The sequence below is a fragment of the Shewanella sp. 0m-8 genome (genome assembly GCF_052977265.1).
Genome location: NZ_JBRIMB010000019.1, coordinates 22085 through 44138 on the forward strand (window position 1 = coordinate 22085; position 22054 = coordinate 44138).

Annotated in this window: 16 protein-coding genes and 2 riboswitches; of the genes, 12 read left to right on the forward strand and 4 right to left on the reverse strand. The window is 42.4% G+C overall.

Features of this window, described 5'->3' with window-relative positions:
- Window positions 1-75: 75 nt before the first annotated feature.
- Both ACVBIO_RS11085 and ACVBIO_RS11090 read right to left on the reverse strand, forming a co-directional pair.
- Entirely contained in the window at window positions 76-1119 is a 1044-nt protein-coding gene (locus ACVBIO_RS11085; RefSeq protein ID WP_447172605.1) for a flavin-containing monooxygenase, read from the reverse strand.
- Between the two features lie 515 nt (window positions 1120-1634).
- Complete coding sequence (locus tag ACVBIO_RS11090; RefSeq protein ID WP_447172606.1) at window positions 1635-2375, reverse strand: hypothetical protein; 741 nt, start codon at window positions 2373-2375, stop codon at window positions 1635-1637.
- 517 nt (window positions 2376-2892) lie between these two features.
- Here ACVBIO_RS11090 and ACVBIO_RS11095 point away from each other — a divergent pair.
- From ACVBIO_RS11095 to ACVBIO_RS11130, 8 genes are all read left to right on the forward strand, one after another.
- Complete coding sequence (locus ACVBIO_RS11095) at window positions 2893-6177, forward strand: mechanosensitive ion channel domain-containing protein (RefSeq protein ID WP_447172607.1); 3285 nt, start codon at window positions 2893-2895, stop codon at window positions 6175-6177.
- A gap of 477 nt (window positions 6178-6654) precedes the next feature.
- Window positions 6655-7971 (forward strand): APC family permease, encoded by a 1317-nt coding sequence (locus ACVBIO_RS11100; RefSeq protein ID WP_447172608.1) that lies wholly within the window; start codon window positions 6655-6657, stop codon window positions 7969-7971.
- A 360-nt stretch (window positions 7972-8331) separates the two neighbouring features.
- On the forward strand, window positions 8332-8577 hold the full coding sequence (locus tag ACVBIO_RS11105; protein WP_447166594.1) for a YdcH family protein: 246 nt from the start codon (window positions 8332-8334) through the stop codon (window positions 8575-8577).
- A 199-nt stretch (window positions 8578-8776) separates the two neighbouring features.
- A riboswitch (purine riboswitch) is annotated at window positions 8777-8876 on the forward strand.
- 94 nt (window positions 8877-8970) lie between these two features.
- The gene (add, locus tag ACVBIO_RS11110; RefSeq protein WP_447172609.1) at window positions 8971-9972 is read left to right on the forward strand and encodes an adenosine deaminase; all 1002 of its coding nucleotides are present in this window, start codon (window positions 8971-8973) and stop codon (window positions 9970-9972) included.
- Window positions 9973-10291: 319 nt separating this feature from the next.
- Window positions 10292-10379: riboswitch (cyclic di-GMP riboswitch) on the forward strand.
- Window positions 10380-10483: 104 nt separating this feature from the next.
- Entirely contained in the window at window positions 10484-13891 is a 3408-nt protein-coding gene (locus ACVBIO_RS11115) for a M66 family metalloprotease (RefSeq protein ID WP_447169032.1), read from the forward strand.
- Window positions 13892-14217: 326 nt separating this feature from the next.
- Window positions 14218-14559, forward strand: a complete 342-nt coding sequence (locus ACVBIO_RS11120; protein WP_447172610.1) for an NINE protein — start codon at window positions 14218-14220, stop codon at window positions 14557-14559.
- A gap of 356 nt (window positions 14560-14915) precedes the next feature.
- Window positions 14916-15152: a hypothetical protein gene (locus tag ACVBIO_RS11125; RefSeq protein ID WP_447172611.1), complete on the forward strand. Its 237-nt coding sequence runs from the start codon at window positions 14916-14918 to the stop codon at window positions 15150-15152.
- A gap of 253 nt (window positions 15153-15405) precedes the next feature.
- Window positions 15406-15621, forward strand: a complete 216-nt coding sequence (locus tag ACVBIO_RS11130) for a hypothetical protein (RefSeq protein ID WP_447172612.1) — start codon at window positions 15406-15408, stop codon at window positions 15619-15621.
- A 132-nt stretch (window positions 15622-15753) separates the two neighbouring features.
- Here the strand turns inward: ACVBIO_RS11130 and ACVBIO_RS11135 are convergent, their stop codons facing one another.
- Window positions 15754-16635 (reverse strand): hypothetical protein, encoded by an 882-nt coding sequence (locus ACVBIO_RS11135; protein ID WP_447159492.1) that lies wholly within the window; start codon window positions 16633-16635, stop codon window positions 15754-15756.
- 477 nt (window positions 16636-17112) lie between these two features.
- Here ACVBIO_RS11135 and ACVBIO_RS11140 point away from each other — a divergent pair, with 477 nt between their 5' ends.
- The 3 genes from ACVBIO_RS11140 to ACVBIO_RS11150 are packed head-to-tail and all read left to right on the forward strand — an operon-like array spanning window position 17113 to window position 19256.
- The gene (locus tag ACVBIO_RS11140; protein ID WP_447159491.1) at window positions 17113-17850 is read left to right on the forward strand and encodes a basic amino acid ABC transporter substrate-binding protein; all 738 of its coding nucleotides are present in this window, start codon (window positions 17113-17115) and stop codon (window positions 17848-17850) included.
- A 7-nt stretch (window positions 17851-17857) separates the two neighbouring features.
- The gene (locus tag ACVBIO_RS11145) at window positions 17858-18538 is read left to right on the forward strand and encodes an amino acid ABC transporter permease (protein WP_447159490.1); all 681 of its coding nucleotides are present in this window, start codon (window positions 17858-17860) and stop codon (window positions 18536-18538) included.
- Window positions 18531-19256 (forward strand): amino acid ABC transporter ATP-binding protein, encoded by a 726-nt coding sequence (locus ACVBIO_RS11150; protein WP_447172613.1) that lies wholly within the window; start codon window positions 18531-18533, stop codon window positions 19254-19256. The genes ACVBIO_RS11145 and ACVBIO_RS11150 overlap by 8 nt, the downstream gene beginning before the upstream one ends.
- A 170-nt stretch (window positions 19257-19426) precedes the next feature.
- Here the strand turns inward: ACVBIO_RS11150 and ACVBIO_RS11155 are convergent, their stop codons facing one another.
- Window positions 19427-20737: a hypothetical protein gene (locus ACVBIO_RS11155; RefSeq protein ID WP_447172614.1), complete on the reverse strand. Its 1311-nt coding sequence runs from the start codon at window positions 20735-20737 to the stop codon at window positions 19427-19429.
- A 511-nt stretch (window positions 20738-21248) separates the two neighbouring features.
- Here ACVBIO_RS11155 and ACVBIO_RS11160 point away from each other — a divergent pair.
- Window positions 21249-21728, forward strand: a complete 480-nt coding sequence (locus ACVBIO_RS11160) for an aminoacyl-tRNA deacylase (RefSeq protein ID WP_447172615.1) — start codon at window positions 21249-21251, stop codon at window positions 21726-21728.
- The last annotated feature ends 326 nt before the right edge of the window (window positions 21729-22054 follow it).

A 22054-nucleotide genomic window follows, 5' to 3' on the forward strand; every position in this document is an offset into this window, starting at 1 on the left:
GGGCGAAGAAAGAGTAAGATGGAATTCAAGTATTGTCCTACTGATAACCCTATCAGTGGGACTTTGCTATTACGTTTACTTACTTTCCTGAATATGAGTCATCAGGTATTTAGCATCTTTCCAAACACCGCCGAGTGTTGCAGAGCCGCGGGTATACAACCAAGGCAGACCAATAAAATACAATCCATCAACGTCTTTACTCACGCCGCGATAATTACTCGGGTAGTTCATCTCATCAAAAGAGATATCTTCAATCCAAAAGAAATTGGGTTTAAAACCGGTAGCCCAAATAATGTTTTTGATACTGCTGATACTGCCTTTTTGAAACTTGATACTACTTGCATCAGCTGACAATGTTTTGCCCATATGAATCACATTTTCTTTTGCCAGAAGAGATTTCACATCAGTACCGATAACAGGCTGCCCGCCCTTACTCAACCATTTGCCTATTTTGCTAAAACGGTTAACCGATAAAAAGCCAATATGAGTAAACCACCACCATAGCGTTTTACCTAAAAATGACTGCGGAATAGCGGTGATTTTATCTGTACCAGAGAAGTGCACTTTGCGCCCAGTATCGGCAATTTCTGATAAAATTTGTACGCCAGAATCACCCGCTCCAACCACTAAACAGTCACCCTCTTGTAGCTGTGCTGGGTTTTTGTAGTTTTCACTGTGTAATTGAGTAATATCTTCTGCGATATTGACATGGCAAGGCGGCGTATAGGGAGTATGAAAAGGGCCGGTGGCGATAATGAGTTGTTTGGCTTGATAGCTGGCGGTGTCACTGGTGATCTCAAAAATACCATCGACTTTCTTTACCGAAGTAATTCTTTGATTGAATTCAATAGGTATCGAAAACCTCTCGGCATAACTCTTTAAGTAATCTGCCACTTCATATTTATTGGGGTAATACCCTTTAGGGAACGGAAATGGCATCCCTGGTAGGTGGTTATATTCAGTCGGAGTAAACAACTTTAGAGAATCCCAGCGCTTTAACCAAGGCGCACCAATATGTTCGTTGGCATCTAAAATCAAGTAATCTTGATTATGCTTAGACAAGTTATAGGCCATAGACAGTCCAGACTGACCCGCGCCAATAATGATAAATTCTTTCATGAGCTCCAAAAAACGTGCTTATAGGTATTATTATGCGCAGTATTCTAACAGAACATAAGCCTAGAGCCTGACTCATACAGAAAACACCCAAAGCGCTAACTGTAAACATTTCCTTATAACCAGATAGAAACCACGAGTAAGTGCATCGATACCTTTACCCAAATGACCACAAGATGCTCGATTCTGCGCTCCCGTAGGGCAAGCCGAGAGTGACTTGGATACAGTAATCAAAAGAAACCTTATTGCCGGCGGCTGGAGCTTAGATCTTAAAGTCTAGAGTGTAGCGTTTAGCGTTTAGCGTTTAGCGTTTAGCGTTTAGCGTTTAGCGTTTAGCGTTTAGCGTTTAGCGTTTAGCGTTTAGCATTTAGCATTTAGCATTTAGCATTTAGCCTACTATTATCACGCTATTTCGGCGTGATATAGAAGGGGCAATAGCAACGAAATGAAGTCGAATATTACCCAGTGCGTAAAGGCATGGGCATAGAGGAAACCAAGTGCAGATCTAAAATAAAGAGCTAGGAAATATTACTCATACAAGGCTTTACCCTTGTCGAGGATTTATCATGGGTTAATGATAACGCCTTATACTGATTAATATTCATGGCCACTTGACTCAATAATCCTTCTGCTCCTTTTGCCGCTTCGCTCTCATAAACCAAAGGCACCATAGTTAAATCATGGGACATAGCCTGCGCATCGATAAACTGTAACTGGGACCAAAAAAAGTTTGAGATCAGATGAAACAGGCAACTCCCCACACCTAGGTGACGCCACTCAGGTATCACATAGGCATATAATAAGTAACAACAGCCACCAATTTGCCGGTCATGACAGGTATTATCGTCTGAATACCAAGAGTCGAGTAAGCCAACATTAAAGGTCACAAAAGCCACTGGCGTGCGCTTTTCCTCTTCAGCGAAAGCGACCAACCGATAGTGTCTTTTATGTCGACTTTCCGATAGGTGGCTTACCGGGCTTAGCGTTTGAAAAATCTGCTGGATGGCGGCATTATCGTCTGCACTTTTACTGCAAAAATATTGCTGCAAAGCAGAGGTGTTTTCATGAAGTGAATCGTCATAAACACTGACACAAGGTATAACAGATGACTCATCTAGCTCCACAGAAGGTGGAGCCTGAAGGCGTAAATCTTTTTCAGCTAATGTTTGAATAAAGCCATTGTGTAGTTGAAAACGGCTAAAATCATCAAGCAGGTGAAGTAAGGGAAATAGCTCCGCCTTACTTTTATGAAGTGCCATATACAGCTCCGTTCAACAAACTCATTTCCAGTATGTTATCCGTACAAATAAAATAGTATCGACATCAATACAGACCACATTTTGAATTAACTATAGGTACAAATTATTTCCCTGTAAAACCCCCTTAAAGCAGGTTAGCTGCGGGCTCCGCTGTGAAATAACATCAAGCCATTGTAAATAAAGACAAGCAGTGCCCCTGACACCATGTTCCCTGTTATGAAATAAAACCGTTTCAATCGAATCCAGTTATTCAGGTTGAGGATTTTTCGAGGTGAAGGAGTGGATATTGAGAGAGTGTATCTGTTTATGAAGCCATACCCTATTCACTGAGCCGCTAAGCCTCTGTGGTAAGCAAGCTATTTTACCTAAGCCTGCAATTTTTATATTCGCAACGTGGCAATCTAGCCTAGTGACACTACAAAATTAATCGCCTTAAATCTTGGGATACTTCCTGCAGCTTTTGCCAAGCCGTATACACTTATATCTATGGATAATAAAGTGAAAATGGGGAAAGAACGTGAGTCGAGTAACCAAGTTTAAGCGCAAAGGACGACTATGCTGGCTTTACCTATTTTTGTCGGTAATGCTGTTATCTATGCCTTCAAGCGCCCAAACCCTACCTGACGCCACTTTTTTAAAAAATGAAATCACTCGCCTTAATAGTGAATCCCCAAAAAGTGAAGCCTTAATTAACCAATATGAGACCTTACTCTCCCGGGTTAATGGCTACAAAAAACAGAAAGCCGAACGCGACAAATATCGAAATATTGTCAGCCAGTTTCCGGTGCAGCGAGAGCGGTTACTAAAAAAAATAACCGACGTAGAGCAGCTAGAGATCTTTAATTTTCGACAACAAAATAAGTACAGCGATCTTTCTCAATCTATCGCAACACTAGAGGCTGCTGTGACTGAGTGGCGCTCAAGCTATCAATCCAATAGTGATCAAAGTAAACAGCTGGTTAATGCAAGAACGGCTCTGCCCCAATCTCTTGCGCAAACAGATCGAGAAATCGAACAAGCCTCTATAATTAAAAGCGATACAGGCAGTCAGTTAGATCAGTGGCTTGAGTCAACCCATTTGGCCATGCTCAAACTTCAACGACAAGTAACTTCCGCTCAGTTACAAAGTTTAGACGAACGCACTGAATTGCTGCGTTTAGAACAACAATTGTTGGACCAAAAAATTCAAACAGCCTCGCCAATACTGATTAAATTACAAGATAAATTGACGCGAGTTGAACAAGCTTCAGTTAAAACACTGATTGAAAAAGCAAGACAGGTTAGTGAGGAGTCAGCCCTAGGCGATGCACAAGATCAACAACAGATAGAGCAACTCAAAAAATATACTTTGGAATTAGAACAGGTATTAGCAGAAATAGATAAAGCTCGGATCGCTTATCAAAAAATAGAGTCGGAACAGAGCAGTTTAACCGATGAACAGCGCTTGATAAAAACGAACCTAGCCTGGTTGCGTGACAGCACCGCTTTTGGCGCTTCCATTCGAGCACAGTTGCAACGCCTGCCTTCCAAAGTGGACACTCGATATATCCCAGACGGTATTGCCAAAGCCCACATTCGCAAATACGAAATAGGTCAGATAAGAGATAATGCACTAGAAAGTACTACTGCCGCAGATAAAGCGAGCGATAAAGCCCCTGATAAGTTAGCCGCGTTATTAGATCAATTATTAGCTCAATTGACAAAGGACTATGAAAAACTTATTTCTGCATTGAGCCAATTAAAATTAGTCAAAGACCAATATGCGCAAACAGTTGAAAAGGCTCGCAGCTTTTTAAAAGAACAGCAGTTATGGACGCGCAGCAACGTACCTATCTGGCAGCACCTTACCGATTTTAAAGAAGAAATTTGGTTTGGAACCAATAAATCATTTAAAGACATGTTCGATAAAGTGACACAAAGGCAGTCGATAATTTTGGCCACAGTGTTTGCTTTATACACCAGCCTTCTTATCTATATGACTGCACGACTCAATCGATACGCAGCACGACGTAAAGATGAGCTCCATAAGGTCTTTGGTCACCCATTAAAAGACCGTTTTTACTTTACTTTTTCGTTATTTGCATTAGCAATCCTGCGTGCGCTTATTTTACCTATTTGGTATGTGATAACGACTTGGTTAGTCTATTGGCTTTGGCCTGTACCAACTTCGAATGAGCTCAGTACACTCATTTTCGCCAGTGCATCAGGCCTGTTTGTCGTCGAACTCATTAACGCCCTAAGTTATAAGCAGGGCGTATTAGCTTTACACCTAAATTGGCCTGAAAATATTTGTGACTACCTGCACCGAGGAACGCAACGCATTCGCTGGCCATTTATCATTTTATTGATGTGTATTTTTGCTGCAGAGCTTATATCTGGTATCCATGAAGCAGAAATATCACGAGTGCTGTTCCTATTACTGATGGGCGTCATGATGACGGTGTTTATTTCACTGTTGAAGGAAAACCATTTGCCCTCCACGTTACCCGCGCCTCTCAATCGAGGATTTTCTCTCTATCTATTTCGTTTTGTGATTATCGGCTCGTTTATCACCATTATCATTATGGCGGTCATGGGGCTCTATATTGCGTCATGGATTTTACTTATCTATCAGCAACTCACTATTTACGTGGTGTTAGCAGTGCTATTCACCTACCAAATGGGAGAGCGCTGGTTAAAGCTAGAGCATAGGCAACTTAACTACCAACGATTGCTAGCCCGACGCGAAGAGCTGATTGCCCAGCAGCAAGAACAAGAGCAAACAGATGAAATACCCGAAATTGCCGAGCTAAGAGAAACGATTCCTGATGTGGAAGAACGTAGTTTAGCGAGTGAGCAGATAAGTGATCAATCATTAACCTTATTACGTGGTTTTTCCTTGATAGGCTTAATTGTTGCGGTGTTAACCCTGTGGTCAAGTGCATTGGAGATGACCAGCTGGTTAGATAGCATCGTGGTATGGCAGGTAAACGAGATCACGGAAACCGGTGTGAAGCTAGTGGATGTGACTCTGCAATCATTGCTTTATGCAATGGTGACATTAATCGTAACCTTTGTTGGAGTACGAAACTTACCGGGAATTTTAGAGCTCTTGGTCCTACGCCGTCTTGATTTGGCTCCAGGTGCAGGCTATGCCGTAACAACCCTGCTGCGCTATGTGATCTTGATGGGAGGCTTAATGGCCGCATTTTCCATCTTGGGCTTTCAATGGTCTAAGTTGCAATGGCTGGTCGCCGCATTCGGCGTTGGCTTAGGCTTTGGATTACAAGAAATTTTCGCTAACTTCATTTCCGGTTTGATTCTCTTGTTTGAACGGCCAATACGTATTGGCGATATTGTCACTATTAATGATTTATCGGGAACAGTCAGTAAAATTCAGACCCGTGCAACCACCATTATTGATTGGGATAACAAAGAAATCGTGGTGCCAAATAAGACCTTTATTACAGAAAAGCTAATTAACTGGTCATTGACGAGCCCCATCACCAGAATCGTCATTCCTATTGGAGTCGCTTACGGCTCTGATATCGATCGAGTGGAGACCTTGCTGTACCAAATTGCAGATGAGCACCCATTGGTGTTACCCGAACCACAACCTTCCGTGGTGTTCAGAACATTTGGGGCAAGTAGTCTTGATTTTGAATTGAGAGTGCATATCACTGCGATTGAATTACGTCTATCAACGGTTCATATCATCAATAAAAACATTGATCGCTTGTTCCGAGAGCACGAGATTGAAATTGCCTTCCCACAAATGGATGTGCATGTTCGTGATTTCCCGCCTAAACCCCAAGACACGTAACCTTCTATTTCAAATCGATATTTTAAGTATTCGAAACAGATGCGATGGTTAGCCTACAAGAGGGCAGAATTAGAACTATATTTATCTAAACTTTAGTTCATTTAATTAGCAACGCTCATGGTGGTAACGCAAAGGACAGAGCCATCATATACCCAAGCTACTTCAAGATGCTCGTTTCAGCGAGAATTTATTGGCTGCTAATCAAGGCGCAGATTTGTAAGCATAGTCGCTCTACGTTAAAAATCGGCAACGCAGAGTAGAAGCCAATAAAACTCGCCCTTCGGGAGTGACTCAGCGTATCTACTTCTGTGTCAAATAAGTTTAAAAGGGAATGCCATTCCAGCACTCATTTTCCTTGAATTAAACACGCTGAGATCACTCTAAATCCTGCATCTTGAGGTAACTTGGGTATATAAGCACAACTAGGCCTGTAACACCTGCTTTAAAAGGGAAACTTTAATACGAAAAGGATGAACCATGGCAACGCGGATTGGTACTAACCCGCAAAAAGAAAAAACACTATTTGGCTTCAAATCGATTATTTTGTTAGGCATTAACGCTATCATTGGATCAGGTATTTTTCTGCTACCTGGCGATGCTTACCAAGCACTCGGTCCATCTTCCATTTTGGTTTTTCTACTGTGCGCACTGTTAGTCATGTCTCTGGCACTATGTTTTGCAGAGCTATCATCACGCGTCAGCCAAAATGGCTCCTCCTATGTTTATGTTCGTGCGGCATTTGGTGATTATGCGGGGTTTATCGTCGGCACCCTAACTTGGGTTGCATCATGCCTAGGCATTGCCAGTTCCTTTGCGGCATTACTCACTGCGGCCAAACCGTTATTCCCCCAGCTAGCTGAGCCATGGCTTTATAATGTAGTGGGCTGTTCCTTAATTGTTATGCTGTTTTTTATTTCATATCTAGGAGTGAAAAGCTCAAGACGGGTGTCAGACTTTTCATCAATCGCAAAATTATTAGCGTTAACGATCTTTATTCTTTTTGGGTTTTCGGCAGTACAGCATACAAACTTCATCCCCTTTGTACCTGTCACTCTTGACTCTGATGTCTTATACGGTGAGCGATTAGGCAGTATTTTTGTGGTGTTGTTTTTTGCCTTTACTGGCTTTGAAAGCCTACCTATTGCCGCTGCACATATGCGTAACCCGAAAAAGAATCTACCGATTGCATTATTGGTTGTAGTGAGTGTCTGCACTTTATTTTATCTGTTGATTATGTGGATCTGCATCGGCATTCTGGGGCCCGCGCTAAGCCATACGAGTGTGCCTGTTGCCAGTGCAAGCCAGCAACTTTGGGGAGCAAGTGGCTTGTGGTTTATTACGTTAGCGACGCTAATTTCTATATTAGGCGTTGCCTTTTCAGGCATATTTAATACGCCAATTCTCTTGGCTGCATTAGCTGAGCAGGGGTTTGCGCCGATGGGATTAGCGAGGGTAAACCCGCGTGGTAGTTATGGCGTAGCCATTACATTAACCACGACGGTGGTGCTACTTACTTTCTTAAGTGGTGGTTTTTTACTGCTAGCCACATTAATGACCGCGGCCGTATTTTTGCAATATATTCCGGTCGCTTTAGCCGTCATTAAGTTACGCAGAAGTCAGGCGGCGCCTGCGCAATTCCACCTTCCATTTGGCTATGCGATACCCATATTTTCAGTCTCTTTTACGCTGCTAATGATGCTTATGGCGGGGTGGGAAATTATTTTGTTTTCTCTTGGCAGTTGGCTTGCCGCCAGCCTATTGTATTTTGGTTATACCCGTTACCGTTCAGGTTAAACGGGGAAACCCGTTAACGGAATTAAAAACACAGGAAAGCTATACCTTTTTAGCTGACTGAGGAATTGCACCTCTGTACTCGAACCTTGTTAAAAAGCTAAGCCTACGGCTCCCACCTATCTGAGTCGCATTAATGGCCGCGACAGATGCTTTAATCGTTATTAATTGAATCAATGAACGGCTCGACCCTAAAGATAATAACACTCCCCCCTTTATGTCAGGCTTCGCTCAGCGCAGAAAGGGAGTTTTTTTGTTAACTGGATCGCTAAAATATCCAAAAGCTAACTATTTACTCTGCTTCATGGTGCTATAGTGATTTCAGTTCTAAAATAAACCAGTTCAGTCTTTCAAGGAGCATCTATGTTAAATGAAAATCATGCGCTTATTTTCGACTTCCCAGAGTTTAAACAAGACATTGTTTATTTAAACTATACCGACCAAGAGTTCGACAAACTGTCCAAGCAATACCACCTGCTCGATTATGACATTCGTCAGCTAGAAATTGCCGGTAGCCCTACCGATGACGAGCATATGCATCAACTCAAGGTGCAACGCGCTACCCTAAAAGATGTTTTATTCCAAAGGCTAAAAGCACATCACGACTAAGCTCATTCATAAACAGCTAAGCCATAAACAACGAAGTCATATGCAATCAAGACTAGCCAAAAGAACAAGTTCCTTTGTCTTTTGGCTATGATGACTCTCACCACATAAGCTATTACTCCTACCCTAATCTTGCGGCTAAATGAAGAATACTTTGCAGTTATTTGTTATTGAGATCTTTCGCAACTGGGTAAATGAATGCTAATATTTACGCTTAACACTTCGTATAATCTCAATGATATGGTTTGAGAGTTTCTACCAAGAACCCTAAATTCTTGATTATGAAGACTTTACTTTATGTAATGCTAATTTAATAAGTTTGCTGCATTGTTGCTGTGCGACACTTGAGCACTGATGAACTTAGATTGGTATACCCACTTAATAAAGGAGAGCTTCATGAATTATCTACAGCTACCCAAAATCGATCTTCATTGCCACCTAGACGGTAGCGTTCGCCCGCAAACCGTTATCGACCTTGCCCAAATTCAAGGCGTTACAATCCCTAGCGATAACGTTGATGACATTAAAGCGTTAATGGTGGCGCCAGAATCTTGCCCTAATCTTGATGAATACCTTACCCGCTTTGCCCTGCCAGTATCCGTTATGCAAACAGAAGCAGCGCTTGAGCGTATTTCCTTCGAGCTATTTGAAGATGCGGCAAAAGAAAATGTGAAGTACTTAGAGGTACGTTTTGGCCCACAACTTCACCGCAAGCAAGGCCTTAACTTCGAGCAAATTATTGGCAGTGTAGTCAAAGGGATGCGCCGCGCTGAAGCGCAATATGATATTAAAGGTAACTACATATTATCCATCATTAAAGTACTACCAAAAGATGATATTAATGATGTGATTGATGCAGGTGCTAAGTTCCTTAATAACGGCGTAGTGGCATTTGACTTAGCGGCTAGCGAAGAACCAGGCTTTTGTCATGATTACATCCCCTACGCAAAATATGCGCTTGAAAGCGGCTACCGCATCACGATTCACGCCGGTGAACAAGGCGTAGGGCAAAACGTGTACGATGCCATTTCACTACTCGGTGCAGAACGTATCGGCCACGGTATCCATATCAATAGCCATAAAGACGCTTACGACTTAGTCAAAAGCGAAGCGGTTGCGCTTGAAGCTTGCCCTAGTAGCAATGTACAAACCAAAGCCGTTGAAAGCTTAGACAGCCATCCATTTGGTGACTTTTATAGAGATGGCTTACTGGTCACGATTAATACAGATAACCGTACCGTATCTGATACGACCATGACTAAAGAGCTGCAAAAATCTGTTGAAAAATTTAACTTAACCGAAGCTGATTATTTCAAAATCTACAAGATGAGCGCTGAAAACTCATTTGCATCAGATCAAGTTAAACAGCATTTATTGAGCTTTATTAAGCCTATTTAAGACGTAGCAAAGCTAGCTAATTTAGCTCCCAAAAGCCTATCCGCCTTTATCGCTGCTAGGCTTTTCTATCTCTCCCAGCCAACTCCGTCATACTGCTCCGTCAGTATTCAACTCACAAACATAATATTTCAACTTGATTGAAAACCTCTGCTGACTTTTCAGGCAGTCTAGCCAAGTTAGAGCATCAAGAAGATGCCCACTAAACCCAAAATGGCAACAATCCGCTCACAAACACAGCAAACAGCCAGCAATTTACGGTAATACTTGTTTTATTTCACGGTTAAACATACATTCCGCCTGCAGCAATCAATCGCTGCAACAAAGAAAAAGGCAAACCAGTTGAAAGGCTGGGACGCAAAACCACCGGTCTAAGGGTCATTTTTACCTACGATAGCGGGGATGCCATTGGTATCTTGCCACTCAAATAACTCATTGTAGTTATCGATGAGTGACGGGTCATGTTTACGCGTTTTGCCTTATTGATTGATTTATCTCAATAAGGATTTATTTAATGCTACAAAATAGAGTTCGACCTTTAACATTGCTGATTGCTAGTGCAATTGTGCCATTATCGGCGCAAGCACAAGTTAATATGCAACAAGCTGCTGAACAAACCTTCAGCATTATCACCAGTATGCAGCAGCGTGGGATAACTGGTGACGGTGTAATTGAAGAAGATAACAAACGTTATATTGTTCACAACAACCATCGCTTCGAGCTACACCCCAATAACTACCCTAAATTTCCGTTTCCTTACGGCGGTGATGAAGCCCTAAAACCTTATTACGACACGTTCTCCTTTCTTGATGAAAAATGGGATATCGTGATGAATAATGACTACGGTTTTTATTTTATTCATGATGAATTCGGCAGCATGAGTAGTGATACTCTTGGCTGTTTTATTGAGTATTATCCAAACCAAAGCTTTTCAGCTGAACAAGCTATGCGATTTGAAAAAACAGAATGTAACAGCGCTCCTAGTTTGAGTGATGTTGAGTTATCAGGCGTATTCGATACTGGCGCAAACCTGACCTGGAAAGGGCATATTGCAGGTAATCAATATAAAATCAGTTTAAGCCAAACCAACAGCAAGATAGCACCACAACTATTTACAACCGACTCACCTGAATTTTTCTTTAACCAACTAGCCCCAAGCACCGAATATCAAGCGCAGATCCAAGCTTGTAACACCACTGCTTGTGTTGATGTTACGCCATTGCTATTCACGACCGAAGCCAAAAAAGTGGGTTTTCATGACGGTATTCGCAACTTAAATCACCTCGATGGTGAGATAGCTGCGCATGTATCATTTATGCAAAGTCACAGTCTTACTGCGCCATACGGTAATGCCGAGCTCAACGCGCCAGACATCGTGATTGGCCGCGAAGCCATGCTATTACTAAGCCCACAGCAAGATGATATCAACCAAATCTGGGTTGAGGTTTATCAAAATGGCGAGCAAGTCAGTCGCCAAATGATGCTGTCACCAGCCAACCAACCAAAAACCGATCAGTATGCAGTAGAAGGTCGTCCAACGGTTATTTTCGGCCACAATGTGTGGAGTTTCCCACTAGAGTGGCAATGGGTAAAACCAGGTTTATCCCTACAATTTGTTGATAATCATGGTCGCTATGCCGAGTTATTACAGCAAAACATTGAATTTGGTGGTGCGCCAGAGCTCATTATCCAAAACATCGATATGGGTATGCTAACAGAGCCGCGTGGCCGTAATACTATGGCTAACAATACGGCTGAACATGCTGCTGATTACTTCCAAAAGATCCCCGTGTCTAAACTTGTAGTAGGTCAATACGCATCAGCTTACTTTCCAGTAGTGACCATGCCAAATGGTAAGGTTTATACTGAGCGCAGTGACTCAGACGGTGGCTGGCACTCTGGTGACATGCGTGAAGCCATTGGCAAGGCGATGATTTCGACTGGTATTAATAATGCTAACGTCGGCATTACTACCAGCGCAGGTAACTCGCAAACCTATAACCGTTACTTTAACCATATTACCGCCCATACCAACGTTGGCGTATATATTGATACAAAAACTCAGCAAACCGAAACCGTGGTTCATGGCGGCAGTGGCGGCGGTGGCATTTTAACCCTTGAAGACACAACCGGTAATGAGTGGTCACATGAACTAGGCCATAACTACGGCCGAGGCCACTGGCCAAGCATGGCATCAGTACACGATATGGAAAGTGGCTGGGGCTGGGACGCGGTATTTAAGCGTTTTATCGGTAATATCGATTGGCGTGGTTCAGCTGAAGAGCTAGATATAGGCGGCGAAGTCTCATCACCGTATTTAGATACCTTCCGCTTTTTACGCGATGCCCAAGCTGGCGGTGAATACAAGAAAGTTGGCGTCGTCAGCAACTACACTTTTGAGCATCCCACTCAAGCAAGAGCAACTCAGACTTGGCTTAACAGTGGCTTCAATCAAATGCCAGATAGCGCAGATTACTACGTTAAGTGGAGCCAAGAGCAGCAACGCTATGTTGATTCAGAAATAGACGCTAGCACAGCAGAGCATACAGGTATCAATGTCACCACTTTAGTGGGAATCTACGACCCTATGCGACTTAATCCAAGCCAGATTTACCCAGTACTTTACGGAAACTACGGTAACACCTTTCAATTACCAGAAGCGACTGAATACACACCGGTTAACTCTGGTGAAACACTCAACAGCGGCTGGCACCATTACCAAAGTTTAACCACGGTTCAACAGGCATTAAGCACTTGGAAAACGATTGCGGACAATGGCAAAACTAAGCGTTTATGCCAATTTGAGTTTGTCACGACTGCAGGTGATAACGTCAACTTAGTCGGTCACGTTGATGACACAAATAGCTGTCGTACCAGTGACGATATGCGTTGGAAAATTGATGGACAAAACCAACACATGGTATCGGATAGTGGCGATTATGCCCTGCTATACCCAATCGGTCGCGGAAAAATTATGTATACGCCTACCATGGGTATCGGTGAAGTTAATATCTGTATGTTAACCGATCTCAATAACCCAGGTCACAATGGTGCAGGCTTTGTACAAGGCGATAAGTGCGTGCAAATTCCTGGCGTTAAGCACAGCAATAATAATGATTGGTCCTACACTATTTGGCGTAATGAAATCGAGCAGAGTCAATATCGTCACCACAATGTCTGTCGTCTTGACGTGCTTGATAAACAAGGACAGACAAAGTCTTACGATCTAGCAGGCCAACGTTTCAACAGCGTCGAAAGCAATAAGTTCCATTTAAACTTGCCACAACAACAGCTAGCAGACATCACCTTACGCTGTGAAGATAATGAAGGTGTGCATGTCCTTGCACAATTAACGCCGTCATTAGAAACCGGTATCGATGAACTGCCTGAAGCCGTGATCTTAGGTCAAGAGCATGGTTACGACGCGCTCAATAGCACACTAGGTAATGGCTGGTTCGATCATAGCGCTAAAATGGATTACAACTCATTAAGCTCACGCGAACTGAATAACTTGGCCACTATGAAAGTAAATGGTCAAAATCTCCCCGTTTGCCGCTTTGAGCTAGCTATCAATGGCACAGTACAAACTGTACATGGATTTGTTGAGCAAATCGTGACTAACGACTACCGCTGTAGCGGCGGTGATGACATCACTGTGATCCAAGGTGACAATGAGCAACGACTTGAGTCACAGCTTAATCAGTTCCAGTGGTTGTCTTTATGGAATCCACTGCATACTGGTGAGCGTATCAAAGCGAAAGTTGATAGTAAGCAGAACTTGTGTAGTGTGACTCGCTCAGGCTTCTACGGTGCGGGCTTTATCAATGCAGGCGGCCAATGTACACAAGCATCTGGAATTAAGTGGTCAAACGGTAATGATTGGTTATTCTCCAATGGTTACGGCCAATACAGCTACAAATAAACTGCTAGCCTAGCCTTGCGACAGCTACAAACGCGCTTAGAAACCAAAGCCAGTTGCCCGCGCAACTGGCTTTTTACGTTTGGCCTAAGCTGTCAATAGCCGGTTCTACACATTGCTAAAAGCTCACATTAATAAAGCCTCTAAAGGTAGATGGCGTGAACATATATGTTTTTTAATCAAGGTTAAACAGTCGCTCTAACTTTTAGCAGTGTGGCTTTCAGCGCAATATGTGCGTTTTATTTTCATTCTGTGAACTATGCACCTATGTTTCGGCGAACACTTGTACACATAATGAGGTATCAGTAATTTGACCGTTGGAGTTAGCAATGCAAAACATAGATTGCCCACAGTGCAGCCATAAGATCGACGTAAATGTAGTTTCCTGCCCCCAATGTCATGCCGCCCAGGGACTAGAAGCCCTTTCTGGCGTCGATCCAGAAATGCATATTAAAAATCAAAAATTGGCGATCTGGTTTAGCTTCCTATTTGGTGGATTAGGACTACACAAGTTCTATTTAGGTCAACACCTAAAAGGCAGCTTGTATTTAGCATTTAGCTGGACACTTGTGCCTATGATTGTAGGCTGGGTTGATGCCGTACGCACCTTAAAGATGACGCCATTTAATTTTGAGCAGCGTTACTGCAAAAGAGTTTCTCAGGGATTTTAAGCAAGAGTTTGTAAATATAAAACTCTACCGCCACTCCCCCTCAAGAAAGACAGCTTAGACTGTCTTTTTCTATTATTGGTTAAGCTCGAATGGAGATAGCCTAATATTGTGTAGTGTTAGCCTTGCAAAATAAGTACTTGCCAACTATCGATGATTAAACCGTCTTACAGAATAAAGCCAACCAGTTTTTGCCATAATCGAACATGACACTCCACCCCATTTAATCATCCATTTAGTAAATATCAATTTCTATCATTGTGCCTAGCCAGAGATTTAGGGGTAAGCTCTTAAGTACAAGTTAAACCTTGTTTTTATGACTCTTCTTTTCGTTGCTTCATAAAGGACTAAACCACAAGATGCATATTAACCAACCGCTAACCATGACCTTTTTAGCTCTGGCTGTTAGTAGCAGTTGCTTCGTAGCAGACTATCAAAACGTTAACGATATTCCGTTTCAAGACAATAACTTTAAAAGCTGCGTATTCGCCCAAAAAGAGCAAGCCCCCGCAGCCATTACTCAGTTAGTTTGCCGTAAAGCGAAGGTAAATAAAGTCGACGAATTCAGTCTATTCCCAGCTCTTAAAGTGCTTTAGCTATCTAGACCGCAATTAACTCAAGTTGATTTAAGCAACAACCCAAAGCTTACCGATCTCAGTGTGGTAGGGAATCAACTCACCGAGTTAAATCTTAGCCATAACCCAGAACTTCAATACCTATGGGCAAAAGAAAACCAACTCTCTTCACTGGACTGTAGCCATAACCGGGGCCAAGTCCAAGTGGGCTTAACCAGTAATCAAGTGAAAAGTATTGATGTAACCAAACGGCCTACTCAATAGTTTAGGCCTGATGTATAACCAGTTAACACAGCTAGATGTAAGCAATAACCCCAAACTAAGCAAACTGCACCTAACAGACAATCAACTCACAGCTATCGATGTTAGCCACAATTCTAAGTTAAGAGCCCTTTGGGCAACAGGTAACCCGCTGACTCAGCTTGATATCAGTAACAACCCTTCATTCAATGACTATGAAGTCGACGAAGCCGTTACGGTTAGCGAATAAAGCATATATATAAAACACATATATAAAGGTAACTAAAGTCCAGCAATTGCACACAGTGCCGGACTTTTGATTATTGTGAACGCCTAAAACCAAGATTCATAAGGCTAGTATTTGGAAAGTCACCAATAAGGACTAACGCTTAAAAGAAAGCCCCCACATCAACAATTTGCTACCATCGGTGTAGTCATCGGTCGCGGTGGCAGAAATACGAATACGCTCTGCATAGACTGTACGCGGTAAATTAAACTCCTGTCTTTGATAAGTTGGTGCATAAATCGGCGCAAACTCAAAGTTTCCTACTGTTTGCCACTCACCATTTTTCCAAATATCAAAGTTAAAGGTACGCAGTCTTGTGCCTTCACCATTGTTAAACGAACCTAAGCGGAACGTTTTCATCGGCATAGGCTTTTCAAAATCGATATAAAAAGAGATTGGCAAGTTAGCATCACGTACATCAGCCTGCAGCAACATGCCCTTGCTGGTGTCGAAATACTCATCATTGGTAAAATGAGGTTCAAGATTATCAGAGTCAACTAAGAAGGTTGAGTTCAAGCTGTTATGAGTGTTATTACCACCTGACTGAAATACATCATCAGCATAATAGGCAATAATATTTTCAAACTGAGGCACGTCTTTAGTCAATAAATCACTATAGAGTGAAAAGTCACCTTTTTCACCATCCGCACCAAACCACACGCCCTCCCAATACTTGCCGTTGATGTTACCAAAATACCAATTACGGGTTTCACCTTGATGGATCTCAAACTGAAATCTTGGCTTATCACCAGAACCTATATACTGGCTATTAGTGTTTTCTACTTCTCCAGAAATAACCGACCCCGTATCAGTCGTACCAATAATAGTGTTCCCTGATAGATCGATATTTAATTTGATCTGTTTCTGGAAGTCAGTAACACCATCCAATGCCTCATCATAATGCAGATAGACCGACTCGTTAGCTGAATAGACAAAAGGAGAAATAAAACACAATGTTGAAAGTAAGAGCTTTTTCATAAGTAATAACCTTAAACGGGAAATCAGTTGATGTGATGTTTGTTTTTATTAATTTTCATATAAAATCAGGCCGGCAACGTAAACAGTGGCAAGCCTTACTTAAGGCGACTGTTTTCGATAAAAATCAAAAATGATATAGACAAAATACTGAGTCACTTGAGGAGCCATTAGCCTTCTGCGGTAATCTCGCTAAAGATACGCGATCAAGGTTATCTCGCCATACAACAAAACACCTCCCTAACACATACTTATTCATCAATAGCTACTAAATTAAAAACTAAATAATATAAAGAAAGCTTATAACACAAAGAAAAAACTGTTAAAAATACGTTAAAAAACCTTCCGGCAGATTAATAACTAATCAGTCAAACCAATTTCAATTGAATTTTTAGTCACATTTAACGCATAAGTATTGATTTAACTTTGTATAAGCTTATAGTCAATCCCAGTTGAATATTTTGATTAAGAGAGTGGAAAGTGAAGAAGTCAGTATTGGTTGTAGCAAGCTTAGGTTTAACAGGCACATTAATGTTATCTGGCTGCGGTAAGAGTGATGATGTACTTGTAGTGGGCACCAATGCGTCATTCCCACCTTTTGAATATGTGGGTGGCGTTAGTGGCGATGAGATTATGGGCTTCGATATCGATTTAGCTCAGCAGATCGCGAAGGATGCAGGCAAAACCCTAAAAGTTGAAAACATGAATTTTGACTCGCTTATCGTAGCGCTCAATGCTGGTAAGGTCGACTTTATCGCCTCGGGCATGACCATCACTCCAGAGCGTCAGGCTAGCGTTAACTTTTCTGAGCCTTACTATGAAGCCACCCAGATGGTACTCGTCAATAAAGACAATAACAGCATCAACAGCCTAGATGATCTTAAGGGTAAACATATCGCGGTGCAGCTAGGCTCTACTGGCGACATTATGGCTAAGAGTTACAGCCAACAAGTGACCGCCTTCAACTCAGGCTTCGAAGCCGTGATGGAGCTAAAAAATGCCAAGGTTGACCTGGTGTTGTTTGACAGCGAACCTGCCATCAGCTTTTTAGAGAAGAATCCACAGCTAAAAATGGTTGAGCTGGATTTTTCACCCGAGTTTTACGGCTTTGCAGTGGCTAAAGACAAAGCTGAGCTGCTAAACAGCATTAACAGCAGCTTAAGCATCATGAAGCAAAACGGTGGCTATGACGCCCTCGTTAACAAGCACATGAAGTGAGTAGAGCATGATTGATGCAATTAATACTTCACTGTTTACCCCAATAGGCGAAGATGGCTTAATCGGAATTTATCTTATTCTGAATGGCCTTAAAGTCACTTTGATTGTGACCTTCTTCGCAATGATAATCGGTTCAATTCTCGGTGTGGCAACCACCTTGATGAAGATGTCATCGAAATGGTATCTACGTTGGCCAGCCAGTTTTTATGTCAGCGTGATCCGTGGTACGCCAGTGGTTGTGCAGTTAGTAATCCTTTACTTTATTGTGCTAGCGGCACTGGACGTGGATAAGATCACTGCAGCCGTTATCGCCTTCGGTCTTAATAGCGGCGCCTATATCTCTGAGATCATTAGAGCCGGTATTCAAGCCGTCGATAAAGGCCAAATGGAAGCGGCACGTTCATTAGGCTTATCGCAAGCAGCGACCATGAAAGAGGTGATCCTGCCTCAGGCGATTAAAAACATTCTGCCCTCGCTAGGTAACGAGTTTATTGTGTTACTTAAAGAAACTGCGGTAATTGGCTTTATTGGTGGCGTGGACTTAATGCGTGCAGGTGAAATTATCCGTAGCCGTACCTTTGAAGACAGTGTGCCGCTATTTACCTGCGCACTTATCTACCTGTTACTGACGTATATTTTTACCTTTATGCTATCTAGATTTGAAACGAGGTTAAAGCAAAGTGATTAAAATTAATGGTTTACATAAGAGCTTTGGCGATAACCAAGTGCTAAAAGGGATAGATGAGCAGATTAACCATGGCGAGGTTGTCAGTGTGATCGGCCCGTCAGGTAGCGGTAAGAGTACCTTCTTACGCTGCATCAACTTACTAGAGCAGCCAACTCAAGGCGAAATTTTTATCGATGGTCAATCGATTACCGCTGCGGGCGCTTGTATCGATAAGCTAAGACAAAAAGTGGGTATGGTGTTTCAAAACTTTAATCTGTTTCCCCATAAGACGGTTAAGCAAAACATCACCCTTGCACCTGTAAAACTAAAGCTGATGACACAAGCACAAGCCGACATTGAAGCCGAGTCTCTACTTGAGCAGGTTGGCCTAAAAGATAAGGCCGATGCGTATCCATCGAGCCTATCGGGTGGACAAAAACAGCGGGTAGCAATTGCCCGTGCACTCGCAATGAAACCTGAATTGATGCTGTTTGATGAACCCACCTCGGCGCTCGATCCTGAAATGGTCGGTGATGTACTCGATGTGATGAAGTCGCTCGCCCAGAAAGGCATGACCATGGTGATTGTCACCCACGAGATGGGCTTTGCCCGCGATGTCTCAGACAGAGTTATCTTTATGGATGGCGGCTTTATCGTTGAGCAGAATGAACCAGAAGCCCTGTTCAGCAATCCTAAAGAAGCCAGAACTCAGGCGTTTTTAAGTAAAGTATTGAGATAAGCTCAATCAACCCAACTATTTATAGACTCGTTTAGCACTAACGTTGAGCAGCGCTATAACCAAAGAGCCTCACAAAGGCTCGTCGTTTGCATAAACCCCGATATAAAAAAGACAGCTTTCGCTGTCTTTTTAGTTTAATTATCGGTAATTAAACTCATTGTTAACTCAAATTACTGATTAAGATCGAAACTCAGTCGCATATAATTCGTTTCATAATCAAGTACGCTCAATTGACCATCTGCCATGCGGCTTCGTTCAGCCAACAGTTTACGCCACTCACTTAGTGGCTTTTCTGAGCCGTAGCCTCTAACACCAATCTGAAGTCTTGGGTAATTTAGCGAATCAAATTTTGCATCTAAATCCGCTGGCAATTTGATATCTGGCATGCTGCCTGATACACCCCCCCAAATAATCCATTCAGCATCCCCATTATCTATATCTCCAGACAAACTCATGTGAGTCAACGCGATATCAGTACTTACGTTGCTAAAATCATATTGGTATGGCGCCTGGCCAGTTGAGATCTCACTGAATAATGAGTAGACCGCATCAGAAAAGCCGTTAGCCGGATCCCAAAGCATTATCGGAGAAGTCTTGCCCTCTGATGTGACTAGATGTCGTGCAGAGCTATAACTATTGGCGGTAACATTACCAATGTATTCTTGACCCATTCTCGCTGGCCAAACATAGCTACTATTAGTTAATGTTGGGTAAACAAATACCGGATCGTTTTGACTATAATTGGTCCAACCTTCAAATGAGCGGGCATATAAGATCCGTGCATCATAAGGATTAACATAGTCAACCACTACGCCCTGCTGGGTAAAGTCACTCATATTCAATGTATATTGAGTTTTATCGGTCAAATCAATACTGCCACCTAGGCTACTTTGGCCATCGGCAGCAATTAACTGCACATCTATTGGCCCAACACCATCACACCACTCAATTAAGGGGGAACGAGTAAATGGCGTTAACTCATAGCTGCTGCCTCCCAAATACAGCAAACTGTCTGGCGCATCCTCGATAAGCGACTGCACCGGAAACTCGACTTGTTTACAGTTACAACCTTCTTCATTGTTGTCATCACGAAAATAGGTAATGCCTAAATCGCCAGCTTCAACATTAACATTAGAAATAACCTTGAGTGTTGGCAGGTCTTTGTAATAGTACTGGTTGTCCGCGGTTAACGTGATATGTTTAGCGTTACTCGGCCAGTCTGCAGTGAGCGCACCATCGGCATCTGTTACGTACTCAGCAATAATGTCACCCGTATTATTGTGCACAAATACTTTGACGCCAGACTTAGGCTGTTCTATTCCACATTGATTGTCCACAACTGTATTTAATGTAATTTGCGGCACATTACCGCCAGATGAGCCACCATTGCCAGCAGAGCCTGATGAATCATCACCACCTCCGCCACATGCGGTTAAAACCAATGCAGATAATGCTGTTAGCGTCCATTTTCTTGTTGTCATATCTTCTTCCTGAATATGTATAAATAAACCAAATAGTCACTTATTTAGTCTTGTTGCGTCTAAACCCGTTAAATTGCCGTCAATGACCCATTAAATTTGCTTATTAGTTACTTGCTATAGTCAATAGCTATTCGTTAACAGGCTCCCTTAAGGGATTGTATAAACCCCAAGCAAAGCAGACGTTTAATTGTTACAAATGTGTGACTAAAAAACATTCAAGCTACGGTAACCTGTTATGCCTTAACTGTCTATTATTTACCCCCCCTCTACTTAAGCCTTGAAAGAATAGCCAATTAACACCAGGTCATAAGCAGCTAATCCAAAGCCTATTGCCTATGATATTGAAATGAATATCGCCACACTCGCTTGCCAATCTAGGCTCAACCATTACTCTCTATCTCCCCAGAAAAACCAAGATATTTCCTGCTGTAGTTAATGCGTTTATAAGCCAGTTATCCCTCTCTGAACTATAATAATAGGTAGCATTATTTAGCCTTTATGAGGTAACACCATGTCTATTTCAGCTCGATTGAATGACTACCTAGATGACAACAAGATCAAATTTGATCTTGTTCCCCATCCCCATAGTTCTAGCTCGCTGAGCAGTGCTATTGCCGCCAATATATCCCCGTCACAGTTAGCCAAAGCCGTCATTTTAGAGGATCATGAAGGCCGAAGAGTCATGGCTGTATTGCCAGCCAATCACAAGGTCAGTTTACGAACATTAGGCGACAAGCTAAACCGAGATCTTCGCTTGATTGAGGAGAAAGAGGTCTATGACATGTTTAGCGATTGTCACAAAGGTGCCATTCCCTCTTTAGGTGATGCTTACAACCTAGAGGCGGTTTACGACGATCTACTGGTCGAAGCTAAGGAGATCTATTTCGAGGCCGGCGATCACAACACCTTAGTGCATTTGAGTAGACAAAACTTTATCGAGCTCATAAAAGACGCTAAGCACTTACGTTTCAGCCACCAAAGTATTCATTAAGCCTGCGCATGCGCCGATAAACTTCGGCGCTGCACTCTGGCTAAAAACCAACACCTTTAAACCACTGCTTTTCCAGCAAAGCTTTTAAACCTACTTAATTTTTAATCGCTAACGCTATTAATCAATTGGAGTCTGAATAATCGCCCCCTTCTCGCCGCTATGATCCCCACGCCAAAAAGTTAACAAGATGTAGACAAACGTTTAAATGACTGGTTAACTAACCAACATGTCTTTGTCGTATTTGATAAAAATATTTTGGGTACTTATTCGTTCACTAGTTCAGTAAGTATATGTTTTACTATCAAAATTAAGACATCCGAAATAAT